Origin of the sequence: Candidatus Njordibacter sp. Uisw_039, assembly GCF_047730075.1 — a bacterium.
In the GTDB taxonomy this organism is placed as follows: domain Bacteria; phylum Pseudomonadota; class Gammaproteobacteria; order Pseudomonadales; family Balneatricaceae; genus Njordibacter.
Window position 1 is genome coordinate 1,694,187 of sequence record NZ_CP159831.1, and the last position, 16,032, is coordinate 1,710,218.

A 16,032-nucleotide genomic window follows, 5' to 3' on the forward strand; every position below is an offset into this window, starting at 1 on the left:
CTGGTTATTGGTTAGCCTGTTGTCGCAGAACAATATAATATGTAGAGGCTATAATAATTGCCGTACCCGCTAAGAATTTTAGCGTTATGATTTCATCAAATAGCAGTATGCCCACACCTATCCCAAAAGGAATAGCAAGAAAGTGCAAGGGGGCAAGTATAGAAGCCTGGGCATACATATGACTCTGAGCAAGGAAATATTGCTGAAAACTTGCCAAAAAACCTAAAGCGATAAGGAGATACAGGGAGTCTGGAGTTGAAAGACTAGTAACGGCTTCAAAACTGTCTAGGCTGTAGGTTAACAACCCAGCAAGAATTAGTCCGGTGAAGTTATACCAAATAGACGTTGAAACTGCAGGATCTGTTCGGCCTAGTACTCGCAAGTACACAAACATAAGGGCTGAAAACACGGCGGCAAGTAGAGCGTATAGAACACCCCAGAGATTCAGTGCTGGTGTTATTGGAAATATAAGAACCAGAACGCCCAAGAAGCCAACTAAAACTGACACTAAGCGCTTCAAGCCCACTTGTTCTCCAGCAATTACAACGGAGAAGCCCGTTATAAAAATCGGCATGGTCTGTGTTAGCGCTGTAGCAAGGCTGATATCGATGTTGGTGATTGCTAAAAACCACGTGGTTAGTCCCAAAAAACCGAACACAGTTCTTAATGCAAGGCCCGGAATATTAGTAATACTAAGGAACTTAGGACCCCTAGAATAAATTGCATAAGCGACTAATAGTGGGAGGCAAAATAGGTAGCGAAAAAACAAAATCAAAAACACAGAAAAATCTGGTTGCAAGACTTTTACCATACTTGCCAAAACAAATGACATGGCGAGTTCGCCAATCAGGTGAAGCGCACCCATTTTATTATTACTTTGATTAATGGTCACCATTTTGCGCTGCTTCCTTGGTCAAATAAAATGTAATACGCCACCAAATATGGTGTTTCGAATGCCTTATTAAAGCATCATAGCTTCAGCAAAAATAATAAATTACCAATTAAACTGGTCTTTATTTTGAAACAAAAATATCTTTTGGGTTATCCCCTGAAAAATAACGCTGATATGCTTGTTTATAACCATCTTCAAGATGCTTTGTAAACAGTTCTGTATTAAATAATGGCTTAGATAACCTAATTAGCATTCAACTTCTTGTTGACTGCTAATAACAGTTAAACAGTTTGTTGAATTAATTTGGAGTACCTGATAACCGCCTGCCCCCTGCATTTTGTTTGCAGTAAACATAAGACCCCAAGTGTGCCTGAAATGAGGTTGAAGATGTATGGTACGCGAATGCGAAAGAACCACACGCGATAATGTAAAGACTAATTGTAAGCTAAAGGATTAGCCATGTGTTCCACCATGTGGTCCACTTGCTTCAATAAGTGCCTAAAATCAGCTAAATTGCGATATAAATCATGAGAATGGTGGTACCCCTATCAGCCACACCTCGGCACACAAATCCACCGCTGTGGCTGCTCCCTTCCAGGCCTGACCAGGTTTACGGTTTATCGTTGCGTGGGGACCAATAGGGCTACCATAACGATCACAATCGAGCGATTGCGAGGTGAGAAGTATAGGCAAAAAGCCTCTGACTCTCAAGTGGTTTTTGTACAGATATTACAATTACACCGGTCAGTTTGGTCCCATGATTATCTTCCTCAAACGCCGTAACTAGCGTAAGGCAAAAATTCAACCTCTTGCGCGTCTTTACCACAAGTATTGGCTTTCACTACAGCTAACCCGTCACCTGTCATTGCAGTAGTAAGTACACCAGAATTTTGATTGGTCATGGCTTCTACAGCTAAGCCTGATTGTGCGTTCGAAACTAATCGAACACGGAGGTATTCCTGCCTTATACTTGGCCTTGTGGGTGGATTAACCAAACGTGCGCTTAGGCTGTGCCCTTGTGTACTGGTGCAGCCTTGAAGCGCCAATAAAAACGGCCGTGCTATCACCATAAAGGTCACCAAAACACTAGCTGGATTGCCAGGCAAACCAAAAAATGGGGTTTGTTTCACGCGACCAAATGCCAATGGTTTCCCCGGTTTAATAGCCAGTTTCCATACATCCAATTGGCCTAGAGTTTCGACTGCACCTTTAACATGGTCTTCTTCACCTTCGGAAACGCCGCCACTGGTAATAATAATATCAGCCTGGTCTGCTGCCAAGGCCAGGGCTGATTCTGTAGTTGAGCGTTCGTCTGTGATAATGCCTATGTCGACTAATTCCATACCCAACTGATCCACTAAACCAGCCATCAAAAATCGGTTTGAATTATAGATTTGACCTGCTTGCAGGTCTTGGCCAGGATTAACTAATTCACTTCCCGTAGATGCGATGGCAACTTTTAAAGGTCGGTACACGTCTACGTGTTCTATACCCATGGATGCCAATACACCTAGATGCCGTGCTTCTAACTTAGTGCCAGTTTTACAAACCACCTGCCCTGCCACCACATCTTGGCCTTTGAGACGGATGAACTGACCTGACTTTTGGCCCTGCTCTAAAGCCCTAGGCAGTATACAGATACCACCTTCCACAATTTCAACGTCTTCTTGGATCACGACCAATTGGGCATTATTTGGAACTTCCGCACCGGTAAAAATCCGCGCGCAAGTATGGAGTTTTAGTGCACTTGGCACCTGCCCTGCAGCTACCCGTTGACTTACAGGAATGACGTTTAGGTATAAGTCCTCTACTCGCAAGGCATAGCCATCCATAGCACTATTGTCCGCAGGTGGCACAGCCACGGTAGAAACCACAGGCCCACTTAGTACCCGTCCTCTGGAATGAAATAGCGACACACACTCCGACGTCAGAACACATTTTGCGGTTGCCATAATTTGTTGCTGCGCGGCAGGTACACTGGTAAGGCTCGTTTTTGTAAACATACGAGGCGTTATGACAGGTGGCGGGACGCAGAGTTAAACGTCACCATTTCCACAAAATTACAGGGCCTATGCTGGCTGTCTAACTGATCTTTAATAATGCCATCCCAGGCTGTACGACAGGCACCAGTAGAACCGGGCATACTGAAAATCACGGTGCGATTAGCTACGCCAGCGACGGTGCGAGACTGAATAGTGGAGGTGCCAATTTCAGCATAAGACAGGCTTCGAAATAACTCACCAAAGCCTTCAATCACTTGATCAAACAAGGGTAATAACGCATCGGGAGTAGTGTCTCTAGCAGTAAAACCAGTACCACCAGTCACCAACACAGCATGTACATTGTTGTCGGCAATCCACAGACTTACGGCGGCACGTATTTGGTATACATCATCTTTAACAATGGAGTGCTGCGCTAAGCTGTGCCCGGCACCTTGTAACCGTTCAATCAGTGTTGCGCCCGATTTATCAGTTGCTACGGTACGGGTATCTGACACGGTTAATACAGCAATGTTAATGGGTTTCTGCTCGGTGTTGGCGCTCTTCATAGGTCGTTTCTCTTATCTGCGGCTCAAGAGTAAAAAATAACACAGGCAGTATACAGGCTGTTTGCCCTAGATTGTATTTTTGATAGACACTGCACCTTAGCTAACTCTATTCGACCTTAGCCTTACGACATTAGTTTTAAAGACATTAGTTTTAAAGACTTTAGTTTTAAAGACTTTAGTTTCATTCACTAAGGTCTAATTTTCAATGGCCACCAACTCGCTAGACTAGTCCCCAACCTAGAAGCACCTCTGCGTTGAATTGCTGGTTGTGCTCATCTCGGTTTAACAACAATAAATTGGAGTTTGCCATGACAGATGTAAAATCTGAAAAAACAAATCACACTGCTGCTGGTTGGTCCCGCCGCGATGTATTGAAAGCCACATCAGTTGGTGCTGTAAGCGCCGCTACACCAATGTTTTTTACCCAAAATGCTTGGGCAGAAGAAGCCATTGGCAACTATCCAGTTAAGGGTAGTGAAGTAGTATTAGGTTTTAATGTACCTCAAACAGGTGCATACGCTGATGAGGGTGCTGATGAATTACGTGCCTATAAGCTAGCCGTTAAACACTTGAACAACGGTGGTGGCATGCTCGACACCCTTAAACCAAGCAAATTAACCGGCAACGGCATTTTGGGTAAAAAAGTTACTTACGTAACAGGCGACACTCAAACTAACGCCGATGCGTCACGTACTTCTGCCCGTCGTATGATTGAGCGTGACAAAGTAATTATGGTTACTGGTGGTTCTTCTTCTGGCATCGCCATTGCCCAACAGTACCTTTGTAACGAGCTAGGTATTATCTTTATGTGTGGTTTGACTCACTCAAACGACACCACGGGTAAGGACAAGCAACGTTATGGTTTCCGTCATTTCTTCAACGCTCACATGACAGGTAAAGCACTATCTCCCGTATTGAGCAACGAATACGGCAAAGACCGTCGCGCCTTCCACTTAACTGCTGACTACTCTTGGGGCCACACCCAGCAAGAGTCTATGCAGGAATTCACAGAGAAAGAAGGCTGGTCAACTGAAGGCAACATCATGACGCCTTTGAAGACTACTGACTTCTCTCAGTATCTATCTCAGGTACTGAACTCAGATGCAGACGTTCTGATATTGAACCACTACGGCGCCAACATGGTTAACTCTTTAACCAACGCCGTAAACTTTGGCATGCGAGACATGCAAAAGAATGGTAAAAACTTGGAAGTCGTAGTGCCTCTATATAGCCGTTTAATGGCTAAAGGCGCAGGTTCAGCTAACATCGATGGTGTATTAGGTACCTCGGGCTGGAACTGGGCATTGGAAGATGAAGGTTCTAAAGTGTTTGTAAAGGCCTTTAGTGATGAATACGGCTTCCCACCTTCACAGGCAGCGCATACTTGTTATGTGCAGACCCTTTTATATGCCAACGCATGCGAAATGGCCGGCACTTTTTACCCACCAGAAGTGATTAAAGCGCTTGAAGACTTCGAATTCACTGGTGCTGGCAACGGCCCAACCTTGTACCGTGGTTCTGATCACCAGTGCATCAAAGACATCTTGGTTATGCAGGGTAAATCACCTTCTGCACGTACCAGCGACTTTGACTATTTACAGATCGTTGATCAAGTGGCTGCGAAGACCGTTGATTATGATCCAGCCATCTTTGGTGGTGAGTTAGGTCCATACGTACCGGCATAAGCTGTATGTAGCGAACTGCACGGGCCAAGTTTAACGCTGGCCCGTTTTTTATTTACCCATATAATACTAAAAAAAATACCATGATTTTGCCACAGCAACCAATGGGAGTATCTCCAAAATGGATATGACGCTCAACGCTTTTACCCTATCTTTATTAACTGGCTTACAGCTGGGTTCCATATACGTGCTCATTGCTCTGGGCCTCACTCTTATTTTTGGCACTTTGGGCGTAGTTAACTTCGCCCATGGAGCTTTGTACCTTATTGCTATATACCTAGCAGTGAGTATCAACAACGCCCTAGGTTTTGGCCTAGCGCTGATTCTTGTGCCCCCTATTCTATTTGTCATAGGGATACTTTTGGAGCGCGGTTTAATCCAGCGCTTCTATAACCGGCCTCACACCGACCAAATCTTGGTAACCTTTGGTTTAGCCATTGTGTTACAGGAACTTTTAAAATGGATTTTTGGTGCGAATAATATTCCTTTTGCCATCCCTAGCTGGGGTAACGGTATCATAATGCTGCATGATTACCTGCCCTTCTTAGAAGGTTTTGTAGTCTATCCCAAGTGGCGCTTGATCTTAGTTGTGGTGTCTATTGTCACGGTAGCAGCTGTATTTGCTCTTTTACATCTAACCCGCTTCGGCTTAGTAATACGAGCTGGTATGCGCGATGCTGAGATGCTGCAGTTCATGGGTGTTAACATCAACCGCCGCTTTATGATTGTATTTGGTCTAGGGGCCATGATTGCCGGTATTGCTGGTGTGTTTGGTGGCCCAGTAACTCAGGTATCACCAGAAGTAGGCATGCAACTCCTTGTGCCTTCCTTTCTTATTGTGGTTATTGGCGGTATGGGCTCCCTTGGTGGAGCCGTGTTAGCGGGTATTTTAATCGGCATGGCCCAAAGCTTTACTGCGCCTTACATCTATATTAATACCATTATCATTTACCTAATCACTGTTATCATTTTATTAGTCCGCCCCCGTGGCTTATTGGGTGCCAAGGGAGTATTTGAATAATGATCACTCAACAGAACTTTTGGCAACACAATAAAGCCGTGTTGATGTTCGCTTTGGTGGCACTAACCATGCCCTTATGGTTTCCTCTAATCGGTGGTTACTCTGGCCTAGATACAAAAATTATGATCTTCTGTATCTTTGTGGTGGGTTTTGACATCTTGCTAGGTTTTACTGGCTACTTATCTTTTGGACATGCGGCCTTCTTCGGTATTTCGGCCTACACAACCGGCATAATGTTAAAAAACTTCTCCGACAATATTATCCCAGCCATTATAGTAGCGGTCGCTGCAGCAACGTTGGTGGCTTTAATTATTGGTTTACTCACATTAAAGAGAACAGGTATCTATTTCTCTATTCTCACCTTGGCGTTTGCAGAGATGTTTGATTCTATGGCCATGTCCATGTTGCAAAAATGGACAGGGGGTGAAAATGGTTTAACAGGCATGCCAACGCCTATGCTGTTCGATCTAAAAATGCAGGGTGATACTGTATTTTACTTTTGCGCACTCATGGCAATTCTTCTGTATTACCTCGCCAAACGCATTGAGCGTTCGCCTGTAGGCTTAATGATGAAAGCCATCAAGTGCAATCAAACCCGTTTAGAATACACTGGTATTAACGCCCGTAAATACAAACTATTGGCCTTTGTATTGAGCGCTATGTATGCCGCTGTTGCAGGTTCTTTAATGGTGGTTTATGAGCCCTTTGTAGGTCACGAATTCCTTGGTTGGCACCAATCAGGGGAAATTGTCATCATGTCTGTAATCGGTGGCGTAGGTACTTTGGTTGGGCCCATGTTAGGCGCAGGTTTCATGCTGTACTTTGAAAACGTCTTATCCGTTAGTCTTGGTGAGCAGTGGCTGCTAGTGCTTGGTGTCATCTTTATGGTGGTGGTTATCTTTATGCCAGGTGGTTTTATGGAGGCTGTAGCTCGCCTCAAGAAACGTTTTTTCACGACCATTGACGGCGAATAGGAGACTAAACCATGGCCATATTAGACATACATCAAGTGTCCTTAAGTTTTGGTGGTTTAAAAGCCTTACAAAACGTTAATTTAAAAATCGAAAAAGGGTCCACCCACGCCCTTATAGGGCCCAACGGCGCTGGAAAATCGACCTTACTCAACGTGTTAACGGGCATGCTTAAGCCCGATGATGGTTCAGTGATGTTCGATGGTAAACCGTTACTTAATGTTAACTCCTTCGACATTAACCAGTTGGGCATTGCTAAAGTGTTTCAGACACCGGCAATTTTCCCAGAAATGACCGTATTACAAAACGTCACCATTCCAGTATTTGCTGCCAGAGACGGATCCTTTAACCTAAATATGTTTGAGGGTCGCAGTAGACAGCGCCCTCTTATTGAGTTTGCTGAGCAACAAATTTGTGAACTGGGCTTAGAAAATCATATGCATTCCTTAGCTGGTAGCCTATCGCGGGGTGATAAACGACGCTTAGAAATGGCTATTTGTCTGGCTAATAAACCGCGTTTATTGTTGCTTGATGAACCCACAGCAGGTATGGCGCGTCATGAAACTGAAAAAACCATCGAATTACTAAAAAGTATGAATGATGGCATTACCAAAGTGATCGTTGAACATGATATGAATGTGGTATTTTCCTTAGCTGAGAAAATTTCTGTACTAGCGCAAGGACAGATTATTGCTGAAGGCTCGCCTGATGAAATTAAAGGTCATCCCAAAGTTATTGAAGCCTATCTTGGCGAAGCTCAAGTTTAATAAGGCCATAAGGAAGCAGACTATGAATGAAAGTAAAGTAGACGCGCCTCAGACCTTCTTCTCTTGCCGCGAGTTGAACGCCTTTTATGGTGAAAGTTACGTGGTACAGGGTGTATCTTTTGATATTCCAGAAGGTGAAATTGTGGCTTTACTGGGCCGCAATGGTGCAGGTAAAACTTCGACCCTGCGTGCTATAGCAAGGGCCAGTGAGCCAGGCCTAACTAGCGGTGAAATTTGGCTAAATGGCCAAGCATTGCACGAGATGAAAGCTTTTGAAGCCGCTCGTTCCGGCGTTCAAATAGTGTGCGAAGATCGTCGCATTATCCCAGGCGTGACCGTAGAAGAGAACCTCATATTAGCCCAAATAGCCGAGCCTATCGGCTGGACTTTAGAAAAGATATACAGCCATTTTCCAAAGTTAGAGGAAAGGCGTAAGCAAGAAGCGTCTTCCCTGTCGGGGGGTGAACAACAAATGCTTGCCCTCGCACGCGCTCTGGCTCGTGACGTTAAGCTATTGTTATTGGATGAGCCTTATGAAGGTTTAGCACCAGTGATTGTTCAAGAAATTGAACGTATGCTGCGGGAAGTTAAATCAATGGGCATCACAACCATTATTGTTGAACAAAATGCTGTGGCAGCACTGAAGTTAGCTGACCACGCTATTATTATTGATTCGGGTGAAATAGTATTTACTGGCACCGCCCAAGAAGTACTCGAAAACCAAGCCTTACGTGAAGAGTATCTAGCTGTTTAAGCCGCCCACAATTAGTATTGTGTGACTTGATACATACGGCTAATTAGCCATATCTGCAATGAGGCGGTCTAAAAGTTGACCGCCCAAAGTAAACTGCTCTAGGCTAATGTACTCATTCGCTTTATGGGCTTGGTCTATGTTGCCAGGACCACAGACTAAGGTTGGAATACCAAGCTGTTGTTGAAACAAGCCACCTTCCGTGCCAAAAATCACCTTGCTATGGGCGTCATTGTTAAGCAGTCCCTTAACATAGGTCACTAACTCAGCTTCTGGTTCTATTAACAACCCTGGATAGCTAGCAGTTTGTACTATGTTGATACCGGACTCAGAGGCCACATTTTTCATCTTAGGCTCCAGCTCAAACTTGGCATAATCAGCAATTTTCTGTACCAAAGGGGCAGGGTCTTGTTGTGCTAGATAGCGAATTTCAAATTCAAATTCACAATGGTTAGGCACTATATTGAGGGCAGTACCACCCTGTATAGTGCCTGTATGCAAGGTGGTGTAAGGCACCTTGTAATCATAGTCGAAAGGTCCGTTTAGAGCAGACTGCTGAGCCATGTTATTGATATAGACCACCAACTGAGCCCCATAATCCACCGCATTAACGCCTAAAGGAGCTTGGCCTGAATGGCAAGCGTGGCCGGTCACTTGCACACGATAACTAGCTTTGCCTTTGTGCCCGATCACCACCTGCATACTGGTGGGTTCTCCTACTATACACATAGCTGGACGAACCGGCAGCTGTTCCAATAAAGTAAGTAACCCTCGTACCCCAACACAACCAATTTCTTCATCATAAGAAAAAGCCAAATGAAAAGGCAATTGTAACGGTTGGGCAAGCATTGCTGGCACACGGCTTAATACCAAGGCAATAAAGCCCTTCATATCGGCACTGCCACGGGCAAACAATTTGCCATCTTGTTCCACTAAGGTAAACGGGTCGGTAACCCAGTCTTGTCCAGCCACTGGCACCACGTCTGTATGGCCAGACAACATAATACCGCCTTTATCTGGCCGTTCTGAATTAGCGCCTATGGTGGCGTAAAGATTAGCTTTTTTACCACTGGCATCAGGCACTAGCTGGCTGTTTATGCCATAGTCTCTGAGGTAATTTTGAACAAACTCTACTAATGCTAAATTAGACTTGTAGCTGGTAGTATCAAAACTCACCAATTGTTTCAAAATCTGCTGAGCCGTGACATTCAAGGACATTGTTACAAATCCCCAGGAACGCCATAACTTGGCGCAGAACTCGGATCTATAGCACGAGAATTGTAGTCCATCATTTGTGGTTGGTATGCTTTCCACAGATCCATTAGCTGAGCAATAGGGCCATCATCCGCCCAATCAACCCGCAGGTCGACCAATGGCCAAGGGTGAATGTGGGCAACTTTAAGGCCCGCTGAATGCACAGGACCTTCTTCACCCCCCGCATCCACTCCAGCCTGTAACGCTAATAGTAATCGCTGTGCCAAGTGCAACTGACTGTGTTGCGCAAAAGTGTCTGCCATGGCTTGGGGTACGGCAGTGGTAATGAGTATATTACCAGCCGCAATGCAATCATTACCCTGTACTACAGCGTTAGTGCCTAGGGTTTGATTACCAGTAAAACTGGCACTTTGGCCTTTGGCATCAATCAAAGCTAATTGCCGATATTCAATAAAGTCACGCCCATTCACCAAGTCACTAATAACTTGATCAGGGGTTTTCCCTTGCTCCAGACCATCCAACATTAGGTTCCCCAAGCTTGGGTCCGTTATATTTTGGGTGGCAGCAGCCCCTACCCCCGCTCTAATCCACGGGCAACGGCTAGCCACACTGATACTTGAAGTAGTGATGGCCACACCCACCATGCCAGTGCGTTTACAAAACCCAGATATCGAAAATGTCATAATTGAATCTCATTGTTAATTAATAGGGTGAATCTTGGCCTTGCGCTCCAAAAAATGAATCTGATTCATAATGGTATGGCATTTCTACTTCGCCAGACCTAAATCGTGCAATACGGCTGGACTTACCTGCGATAATTCTCCCTGTATGTTCAGAAGGAACTTGCGGTTCCATCAGTGGGTAATTATCTGCTGCTGTGAGGTCACAAATCAATAACCTTCGTGAGTTTTGTGACAAATTTGAGGTGCCACCATGAAGGCACCAGGTGTTCATTAGGCATATATCCCCCGCTTTACCTTCTAATTTAGTTGCCGTGGCCTCACACATGGCCTGCGCTTCTTCATTTACTTTACCAACAAATTGGTCGTCCTTGTAATGGCTATATTGCGGCCATAAGTGAGACCCGGCCACTATTCTTAAACACCCATTTGCTTCAGTCATGTCATCCAATAAGACCAGTAGCGTGACATGATCATCGTTAGTGTGCACATCAAAGGGGTGGTCTTGATGGTAATCTACCCGTGTCACCATACCCGGCAGTTTGATATTGAGTTTACAGTGATGAAACTTAACATTGGGCCCTAACACATCGACAGCAGCTTCCACTGCAGGGCCTTCAAACAACACATCCCTATAGGCTTGGGATATGTCCACTGGATTATTGATACGTCTTAATTTGGGATGTTGTTTACTGTGGCCAGGTTCAAGATCAAACCTAGATTTTCCATTAAGTGTGGCACCATAATTTTTGTTGTGGTCACGGCTTTCTTCTATCCAGCCTTGTAACTCTTCTGCCATGGCAGCAATCTTATTTGCACTGATAGCTTGGGGGATTAACACGAATCCTTGGTCTAAATACGTTTGTTTTTGTGCTGCTGTTAACATCGTCTGCAACTCCACATGGTTTATTCAATCGTCAAGCGTCTGCTTCAGGGATAATGGCTTCTACGTCAATTTCCATGACCATTTCTGGCCTCGCTAAGCCTTGTACTATTAGCCCTGTAGAACAGGGATGGATACCTTTTAGCCAACGACCAATAACCGTATAGACTTCTTCACGGTAGGCACGGTCAGTAATGTAAATGGTGGTTTTACAGATGTGTTCCAATTTGGCTCCAGACTCTTCTAGCAGTGTTTTTACACACTGCATAGCCATTTCCGCTTGTGCAGCAGGATCACCGATACCCACCATATTGCCGTCTAAGTCGAAACCTGTTTGGCCACGCAAAAAAACCCGATTACCCGCTCTTACTGCCATACACAGGTCATTATCCATGCCTTTACCTGGGTACATTTTGGCGGTGTTAAACTTTCTAATTCGTTGGTGTGCCATAGGTTAATTTCTCGTTTTTTGGTTAAGTGAATGATTGTCGCAGTTTAGGCCGCTGCACATGAGTTGAGACGTGTGGTACCAGCGTAGGCCTGCTTGCAGTAAACGAGGCTTGCGTCTGTATCTGAATCACCATTGGCATGAACGTCGGTAACTAAACCAAATACTACCCAGTGGCTAGCACCGTCAATAATTTGGCTCACTTCACAATCAAAACTAGCTAAGCTGTGGTTTATCATCGGCTGGCCTGATTCGCTCTTGATCCAATCCACTAGGCTAAACTTATCGCCCTCCTGAGGCTTAATTCGGCCAGCAAATATATCAGATTCCCGTGCTTGCTGCTGGCTCAATAGGTTTAAACAAAAGCGCCCGTTAGACTTAATTGTCTCTGCCAAGGGGCTTAGTTTGTGTACACAAGCCAAAAGAGTGGGTGGGTCTGCCGATACAGAGCAAAATGAACTAATGGTTAATCCCGCCATACCAGCATCGCCAGAGGTGGTAACAACAGCAACGGAAGACGCCGCATTACTCAGGGCACTTAAAAATTCATCACGCATAGGATTCTCCTACTATTAACCGTTAACCTTGTTAATCCATAACTCGGTCAGACAAGCCCGCTGCTTTCTTAACAAAACTCAATGGACCTTCGAAATCAAAATTATTGTAAACCGTGTTTAAATGGGCAAAAGGTGGCGACTGTGCAAATAATTGGAAGGTCACCTTATGGCCTGCATAATCAGAATTAAGTAAGTCACGACCAAACGCCAATAACCGGCGGCGGTCACCTGAACTCCAGCGTTCATTAACAGAATAGAATTTTTCTAACCAAGGCTGGGTATCAGGGTTAGCAAAATCTGCTGCACTAGGGGTGACACAAATTTGCCCACCACACAATTCACGCGCAATATGCATCATGGCTGGCAGTTGACTACAGGCATGAACACGACCAGTGTATAAAAAAGACTGGTTGGGCATCAACAAGCCATTAGGGCTTGGCTCGGCCATGGCTATAGCAGCTGTTAAATGGGCATCTATGCCTTCTCGATAACAAATCAATTGAGCTATTTTTTCCCGCACCGCTTGTTGTGAATCAAGACCAGTCTGTCGCACATTATGTAACGCCGTGCCAATCATTAGGTCTGCAATGTGTTGAATACGTTCAACAAAAGCCAAAGCACTATAACGGTGTAAAGTACCGCGAATAAAAGTAGCTGCTTTGGTATGTTGATAAAATAATACGTCTTCCCAAGGAATCAGCACATTATCAAACACCAATAAAGTGTCTATTTCATCTGCACGATTGCTCAGTGGGTAATCTTCTGCACTGCCACGGCCTGCAAAACCACTGCGGCAGATGTGCTTTAAACCAGGTGCATTCATAGGGCATATAAAACCTAAAGCATAATCAGACAGCTCTTGGTCCCCCCAGTTGGCTATAGTAGGCTTAACAAACGCTTGGTTAGCGTAGGCTGCGGCAGTTTCATACTTGGCTCCACGGACAATAATACCTTCATCGGTTTCTTTAACCGCGTGCAACAACATGTCTGGGTCTTGGTCTTGGGGCCGCTTTGAACGATCACCTTTGGGATCTGTATTGGCCGAAACGTGAAAGGTGTCTGTTTTGAGGACTCGTTGAATATGGCGTTCAATGTTGGCACCAAACCTTGGGTCAACTTTATTGAGCATGTCCGAACCATCATATAGAGACCACATTTCACCAGCGGTTTCATCGCCTACACGAGTTACCACTGCTCCTATGTCATACATTATGCGTTTAATGGCTTGCCGTTTAGCCTGCCAATCTGCTTGGGTATGGGGCAGTTTAAAACCAATACAGTTACGCTCTCCCGTAGCCTCATCAACATAGGACATCGCCTCTTGATGGGCTTCCTCATGGGCCATGTCGTAAATGCGTGCACGGATATCAACGATGGGTTTAAAAGCCGGATGGCTAGGCACGTCGGTAACCTTTTCACCATCAATCCAAACTTCACGACCATCTCTTATTGATTCACGGTATTCATCGCCAGTACGTAACATACAAACTCTCCAAATGAGGCACTCAATGTCCTCAATAAATAACATGAATCAAGTATGCAATGATGTTAGGATTAAATAAAATAATTTAAATTGAGCAAAAAGATAAATTAAATTTATAGGCAAACAGTCCAATGCTTAAAGTCACCCTCAAACAATTGCATTACTTTGTTACCGTTGCAGAGCATCAAAGCATTTCCGCCGCCGCCCGCAGCCTCCATATTTCGCAACCTGCTATTACCCACGCCATGGGATTGTTGGAGGACCATTTTCAATTACAGTTATTTTTGCGCCACCATGCCCAAGGCGTCTCACTCACCACATCTGGACAAGATTTATTAGTTAGAGCAAGTAGCCTTTTAGCCCATGCTCATGAGTTAGAAACCAATGTAAAAGAATTAGGCCAAGGTTTGTATGGGCGTTTGGAAATAGGCTGCTTTTTTACCTTAGCACCCATGTACATGCCACCGTTAATTACGCAATTCTTACAGCTGCACCCACAGGTTGATGTACGTTTATACGAAGCTAATCAAGATGAACTCAATGAAGGTTTGCACACGGGGCAGTTTGATTTGGCATTTATGTATACCTTAGCATTAGGCCCAGATTTAGCGGCAGAAGTGCTAGCAGAACCTATGCCCCACATACTGCTAGATCCAAACCACGAACTAGCCCATCAAGAAAGCATAAGCCTTACAGAATTAGTCGATTTACCGATGGTGTTATTAGATGTGGCACCGAGCCGAGATTATTTTACTAGTTTATTTCGTAATCAAGGTTTGGAACCATGGATTCGCTACCGTTCTCCGTCTTTTGAAACCGTGCGTGGATTAGTGGGTCATGGTATGGGCTATTCAGTGTTGGTCACCCAACCTATGGCAAACGTAGACTACAATGGCAACACATTATGTTTACGTCCAATTAAAGAGGAGGTAGAACCTGGCTACATTAGTATGACATGGCTAGAAGCCAAAAGGCCTACACGCCTAATGCAGACCTTTCAGGAATTTGCTAAACAGCACTTCTCAGCTACTCAATGAGCCACTTAATGAATTAGTTTGTTGTTGCAACGCACGCAGCAATACGCCTTCGCGTAAAGCGCCTGTAGAAAAATAAATACGGTCTAAATTTAAGCTCAACATAATACCTTTAAGTATGGCATATCCCGCTGGCAGCACTTCGCCTCTATCTGGCCTCAAACCCTCTATAAGCACCTCATCCAAATGATCGAAGGCTAATAGCTGTCGTTCAATTTTAGCCATCGAGGCCAAGTCTAGATAAGGCCTACCATCCTCTTCCAGCGCACTAAGAGCGGCTAATGCCTTAACTGTGCCTGAGGAACCAATACACACTTGCCAGTCGTCCCAAAAGTAGCCTAGAGAGGCTTTTTCAATAGTGTTTTGGGCTGCTTCAACAGCATTTGTTATATAGCTTTGTTTTATTTTGCGTTGCGGGAAAAATTTGCCACTAAACGCCACACAACCCATTGGAAAGCTTTGCAAACGTTGGGGGATGCGTTGACCTAATATCAGTTCGGTACTACCCCCACCGATGTCGATGACCAGTTTTTTACGTTGCTGGTAGGTAGTGGAGGACACCTCCCCCACTACACCAGAAAAGATCAATAAGGCTTCTTCGTCACCGGTAAGCACTCTTATTGGCACACCCAATATAGCCTCAGCTTGGCTTATAAAATCAGCGCTATTTTGTGCTACACGCAAGGTATTAGTAGCAACCACATGAAGATTATTAGGGTCGACTTTTATCAATTTAGGGGCCAAACGCCGCAGACAATCTAATCCACGATCCATTGCTTCTTGACTGAGGTGACCTTGATTATCCAAACCTGCAGCCAACTGAACCTTTTCTCCAGCCCGGCTAACCACACGATAAGGGTTCTCACCGGTGTCCACTAAAGTGGCATGAAAGCTGTTAGAACCAAGATCAATGGCAGCAACTAAATAAGTCAATGTGTGGTATCCAAAAATAATCAAATATCAGTGTATCAAACAAACCTAGGCAGGCCAATTATGTCTTTTTTGTCAATAATTTTTGCAAACAACAATTGTCATTATGCTGTCTGCTCCATATTAGTGCAAATGCACTTGAAATCGATTTACAGCGCACCAAATTTGGT

The 16,032-nt window shown here is 44.7% G+C and carries 16 protein-coding genes, 1 other RNA gene and 1 pseudogene; 7 read left to right on the plus strand and 11 right to left on the minus strand.

All coding sequences use genetic code 11. The annotated features are described in order from the left end of the window. Nucleotides 1-4: 4 nt before the first annotated feature. From ABXT70_RS08040 to moaB, 4 genes are all read right to left on the minus strand, one after another. Complete coding sequence (locus tag ABXT70_RS08040) at nucleotides 5-895, minus strand: DMT family transporter (RefSeq protein WP_443639976.1); 891 nt, start codon at nucleotides 893-895, stop codon at nucleotides 5-7. Nucleotides 896-1,435: 540 nt separating this feature from the next. Beyond that, nucleotides 1,436-1,532: signal recognition particle sRNA small type (gene ffs / locus ABXT70_RS08045), an RNA gene on the minus strand. A gap of 130 nt (nucleotides 1,533-1,662) precedes the next feature. Next, a complete protein-coding gene (locus tag ABXT70_RS08050) occupies nucleotides 1,663-2,895 on the minus strand; it encodes a molybdopterin molybdotransferase MoeA (RefSeq protein ID WP_443639977.1) in 1,233 nt (410 codons plus the stop codon). An 8-nt stretch (nucleotides 2,896-2,903) separates the two neighbouring features. Beyond that, nucleotides 2,904-3,440 (minus strand): molybdenum cofactor biosynthesis protein B, encoded by a 537-nt coding sequence (gene moaB / locus ABXT70_RS08055; RefSeq protein WP_443639978.1) that lies wholly within the window; start codon nucleotides 3,438-3,440, stop codon nucleotides 2,904-2,906. Nucleotides 3,441-3,748: 308 nt separating this feature from the next. On the opposite strand from moaB, the gene ABXT70_RS08060 reads away from it, so the two are divergent. The 6 genes and pseudogenes from ABXT70_RS08060 to ABXT70_RS08085 all read left to right on the plus strand — a co-directional run bounded on the left by ABXT70_RS08060 (nucleotide 3,749) and on the right by ABXT70_RS08085 (nucleotide 8,635). Beyond that, nucleotides 3,749-5,125: an ABC transporter substrate-binding protein gene (locus ABXT70_RS08060; RefSeq protein WP_443639979.1), complete on the plus strand. Its 1,377-nt coding sequence runs from the start codon at nucleotides 3,749-3,751 to the stop codon at nucleotides 5,123-5,125. Between the two features lie 118 nt (nucleotides 5,126-5,243). Then, entirely contained in the window at nucleotides 5,244-6,143 is a 900-nt protein-coding gene (locus ABXT70_RS08065) for a branched-chain amino acid ABC transporter permease (RefSeq protein WP_443639980.1), read from the plus strand. Further along, nucleotides 6,143-7,117, plus strand: a complete 975-nt coding sequence (locus tag ABXT70_RS08070) for a branched-chain amino acid ABC transporter permease (protein WP_443639981.1) — start codon at nucleotides 6,143-6,145, stop codon at nucleotides 7,115-7,117. The genes ABXT70_RS08065 and ABXT70_RS08070 overlap by 1 nt, the downstream gene beginning before the upstream one ends. 11 nt (nucleotides 7,118-7,128) lie before the next feature. Further along, nucleotides 7,129-7,647: pseudogene (locus ABXT70_RS08075) on the plus strand (ABC transporter ATP-binding protein); the annotation flags it as partial. Between the two features lie 99 nt (nucleotides 7,648-7,746). Further along, nucleotides 7,747-7,881: a hypothetical protein gene (locus tag ABXT70_RS08080; RefSeq protein WP_443632087.1), complete on the plus strand. Its 135-nt coding sequence runs from the start codon at nucleotides 7,747-7,749 to the stop codon at nucleotides 7,879-7,881. A 22-nt stretch (nucleotides 7,882-7,903) separates the two neighbouring features. Next, nucleotides 7,904-8,635, plus strand: a complete 732-nt coding sequence (locus ABXT70_RS08085; RefSeq protein ID WP_443639982.1) for an ABC transporter ATP-binding protein — start codon at nucleotides 7,904-7,906, stop codon at nucleotides 8,633-8,635. 39 nt (nucleotides 8,636-8,674) lie between these two features. On the opposite strand, the gene argE is transcribed toward ABXT70_RS08085, so the two are convergent. The 6 genes from argE to ABXT70_RS08115 are packed head-to-tail and all read right to left on the minus strand — an operon-like array spanning nucleotide 8,675 to nucleotide 13,898. Then, on the minus strand, nucleotides 8,675-9,850 hold the full coding sequence (argE, locus tag ABXT70_RS08090) for an acetylornithine deacetylase (protein ID WP_443639983.1): 1,176 nt from the start codon (nucleotides 9,848-9,850) through the stop codon (nucleotides 8,675-8,677). A 2-nt stretch (nucleotides 9,851-9,852) separates the two neighbouring features. Beyond that, nucleotides 9,853-10,530, minus strand: a complete 678-nt coding sequence (locus tag ABXT70_RS08095; RefSeq protein ID WP_443639984.1) for a DUF1028 domain-containing protein — start codon at nucleotides 10,528-10,530, stop codon at nucleotides 9,853-9,855. Between the two features lie 19 nt (nucleotides 10,531-10,549). Beyond that, the gene (locus tag ABXT70_RS08100) at nucleotides 10,550-11,413 is read right to left on the minus strand and encodes a phytanoyl-CoA dioxygenase family protein (RefSeq protein WP_443639985.1); all 864 of its coding nucleotides are present in this window, start codon (nucleotides 11,411-11,413) and stop codon (nucleotides 10,550-10,552) included. A 31-nt stretch (nucleotides 11,414-11,444) separates the two neighbouring features. Further along, nucleotides 11,445-11,861: a Rid family hydrolase gene (locus ABXT70_RS08105; RefSeq protein WP_443639986.1), complete on the minus strand. Its 417-nt coding sequence runs from the start codon at nucleotides 11,859-11,861 to the stop codon at nucleotides 11,445-11,447. A gap of 44 nt (nucleotides 11,862-11,905) precedes the next feature. Further along, the gene (locus tag ABXT70_RS08110; RefSeq protein ID WP_443639987.1) at nucleotides 11,906-12,415 is read right to left on the minus strand and encodes a flavin reductase family protein; all 510 of its coding nucleotides are present in this window, start codon (nucleotides 12,413-12,415) and stop codon (nucleotides 11,906-11,908) included. A 31-nt stretch (nucleotides 12,416-12,446) separates the two neighbouring features. Continuing rightward, nucleotides 12,447-13,898 carry a 4-hydroxyphenylacetate 3-hydroxylase family protein gene (locus ABXT70_RS08115; protein WP_443639988.1) on the minus strand — a complete coding sequence of 484 codons (1,452 nt, stop codon included), beginning with the start codon at nucleotides 13,896-13,898 and terminating at the stop codon, nucleotides 12,447-12,449. Between the two features lie 131 nt (nucleotides 13,899-14,029). Between ABXT70_RS08115 and ABXT70_RS08120 the strand changes: the two genes are divergently transcribed. Beyond that, a complete protein-coding gene (locus ABXT70_RS08120) occupies nucleotides 14,030-14,935 on the plus strand; it encodes a LysR family transcriptional regulator (RefSeq protein ID WP_443639989.1) in 906 nt (301 codons plus the stop codon). On the opposite strand, the gene ABXT70_RS08125 is transcribed toward ABXT70_RS08120, so the two are convergent. Beyond that, nucleotides 14,921-15,865, minus strand: a complete 945-nt coding sequence (locus ABXT70_RS08125) for a Ppx/GppA phosphatase family protein (protein ID WP_443639990.1) — start codon at nucleotides 15,863-15,865, stop codon at nucleotides 14,921-14,923. The genes ABXT70_RS08120 and ABXT70_RS08125 overlap by 15 nt on opposite strands. Nucleotides 15,866-16,032: the final 167 nt, after the last annotated feature.

Coding starts and splice junctions, on each gene's coding strand:
- ABXT70_RS08120 (WP_443639989.1), top strand. CDS start 14,030: ATGCTTAAAGTCACCCTCAAACAATTGCATTACTTTGTTACCGTTGCA.
- ABXT70_RS08095 (WP_443639984.1), bottom strand. CDS start 10,530: ATGACATTTTCGATATCTGGGTTTTGTAAACGCACTGGCATGGTGGGT.
- ABXT70_RS08060 (WP_443639979.1), top strand. CDS start 3,749: ATGACAGATGTAAAATCTGAAAAAACAAATCACACTGCTGCTGGTTGG.
- argE (WP_443639983.1), bottom strand. CDS start 9,850: ATGTCCTTGAATGTCACGGCTCAGCAGATTTTGAAACAATTGGTGAGT.
- ABXT70_RS08100 (WP_443639985.1), bottom strand. CDS start 11,413: ATGTTAACAGCAGCACAAAAACAAACGTATTTAGACCAAGGATTCGTG.
- ABXT70_RS08110 (WP_443639987.1), bottom strand. CDS start 12,415: ATGCGTGATGAATTTTTAAGTGCCCTGAGTAATGCGGCGTCTTCCGTT.
- ABXT70_RS08085 (WP_443639982.1), top strand. CDS start 7,904: ATGAATGAAAGTAAAGTAGACGCGCCTCAGACCTTCTTCTCTTGCCGC.
- ABXT70_RS08040 (WP_443639976.1), bottom strand. CDS start 895: ATGGTGACCATTAATCAAAGTAATAATAAAATGGGTGCGCTTCACCTG.
- moaB (WP_443639978.1), bottom strand. CDS start 3,440: ATGAAGAGCGCCAACACCGAGCAGAAACCCATTAACATTGCTGTATTA.
- ABXT70_RS08115 (WP_443639988.1), bottom strand. CDS start 13,898: ATGTTACGTACTGGCGATGAATACCGTGAATCAATAAGAGATGGTCGT.
- ABXT70_RS08065 (WP_443639980.1), top strand. CDS start 5,244: ATGGATATGACGCTCAACGCTTTTACCCTATCTTTATTAACTGGCTTA.
- ABXT70_RS08050 (WP_443639977.1), bottom strand. CDS start 2,895: ATGTTTACAAAAACGAGCCTTACCAGTGTACCTGCCGCGCAGCAACAA.
- ABXT70_RS08080 (WP_443632087.1), top strand. CDS start 7,747: ATGAATGTGGTATTTTCCTTAGCTGAGAAAATTTCTGTACTAGCGCAA.
- ABXT70_RS08070 (WP_443639981.1), top strand. CDS start 6,143: ATGATCACTCAACAGAACTTTTGGCAACACAATAAAGCCGTGTTGATG.
- ABXT70_RS08105 (WP_443639986.1), bottom strand. CDS start 11,861: ATGGCACACCAACGAATTAGAAAGTTTAACACCGCCAAAATGTACCCA.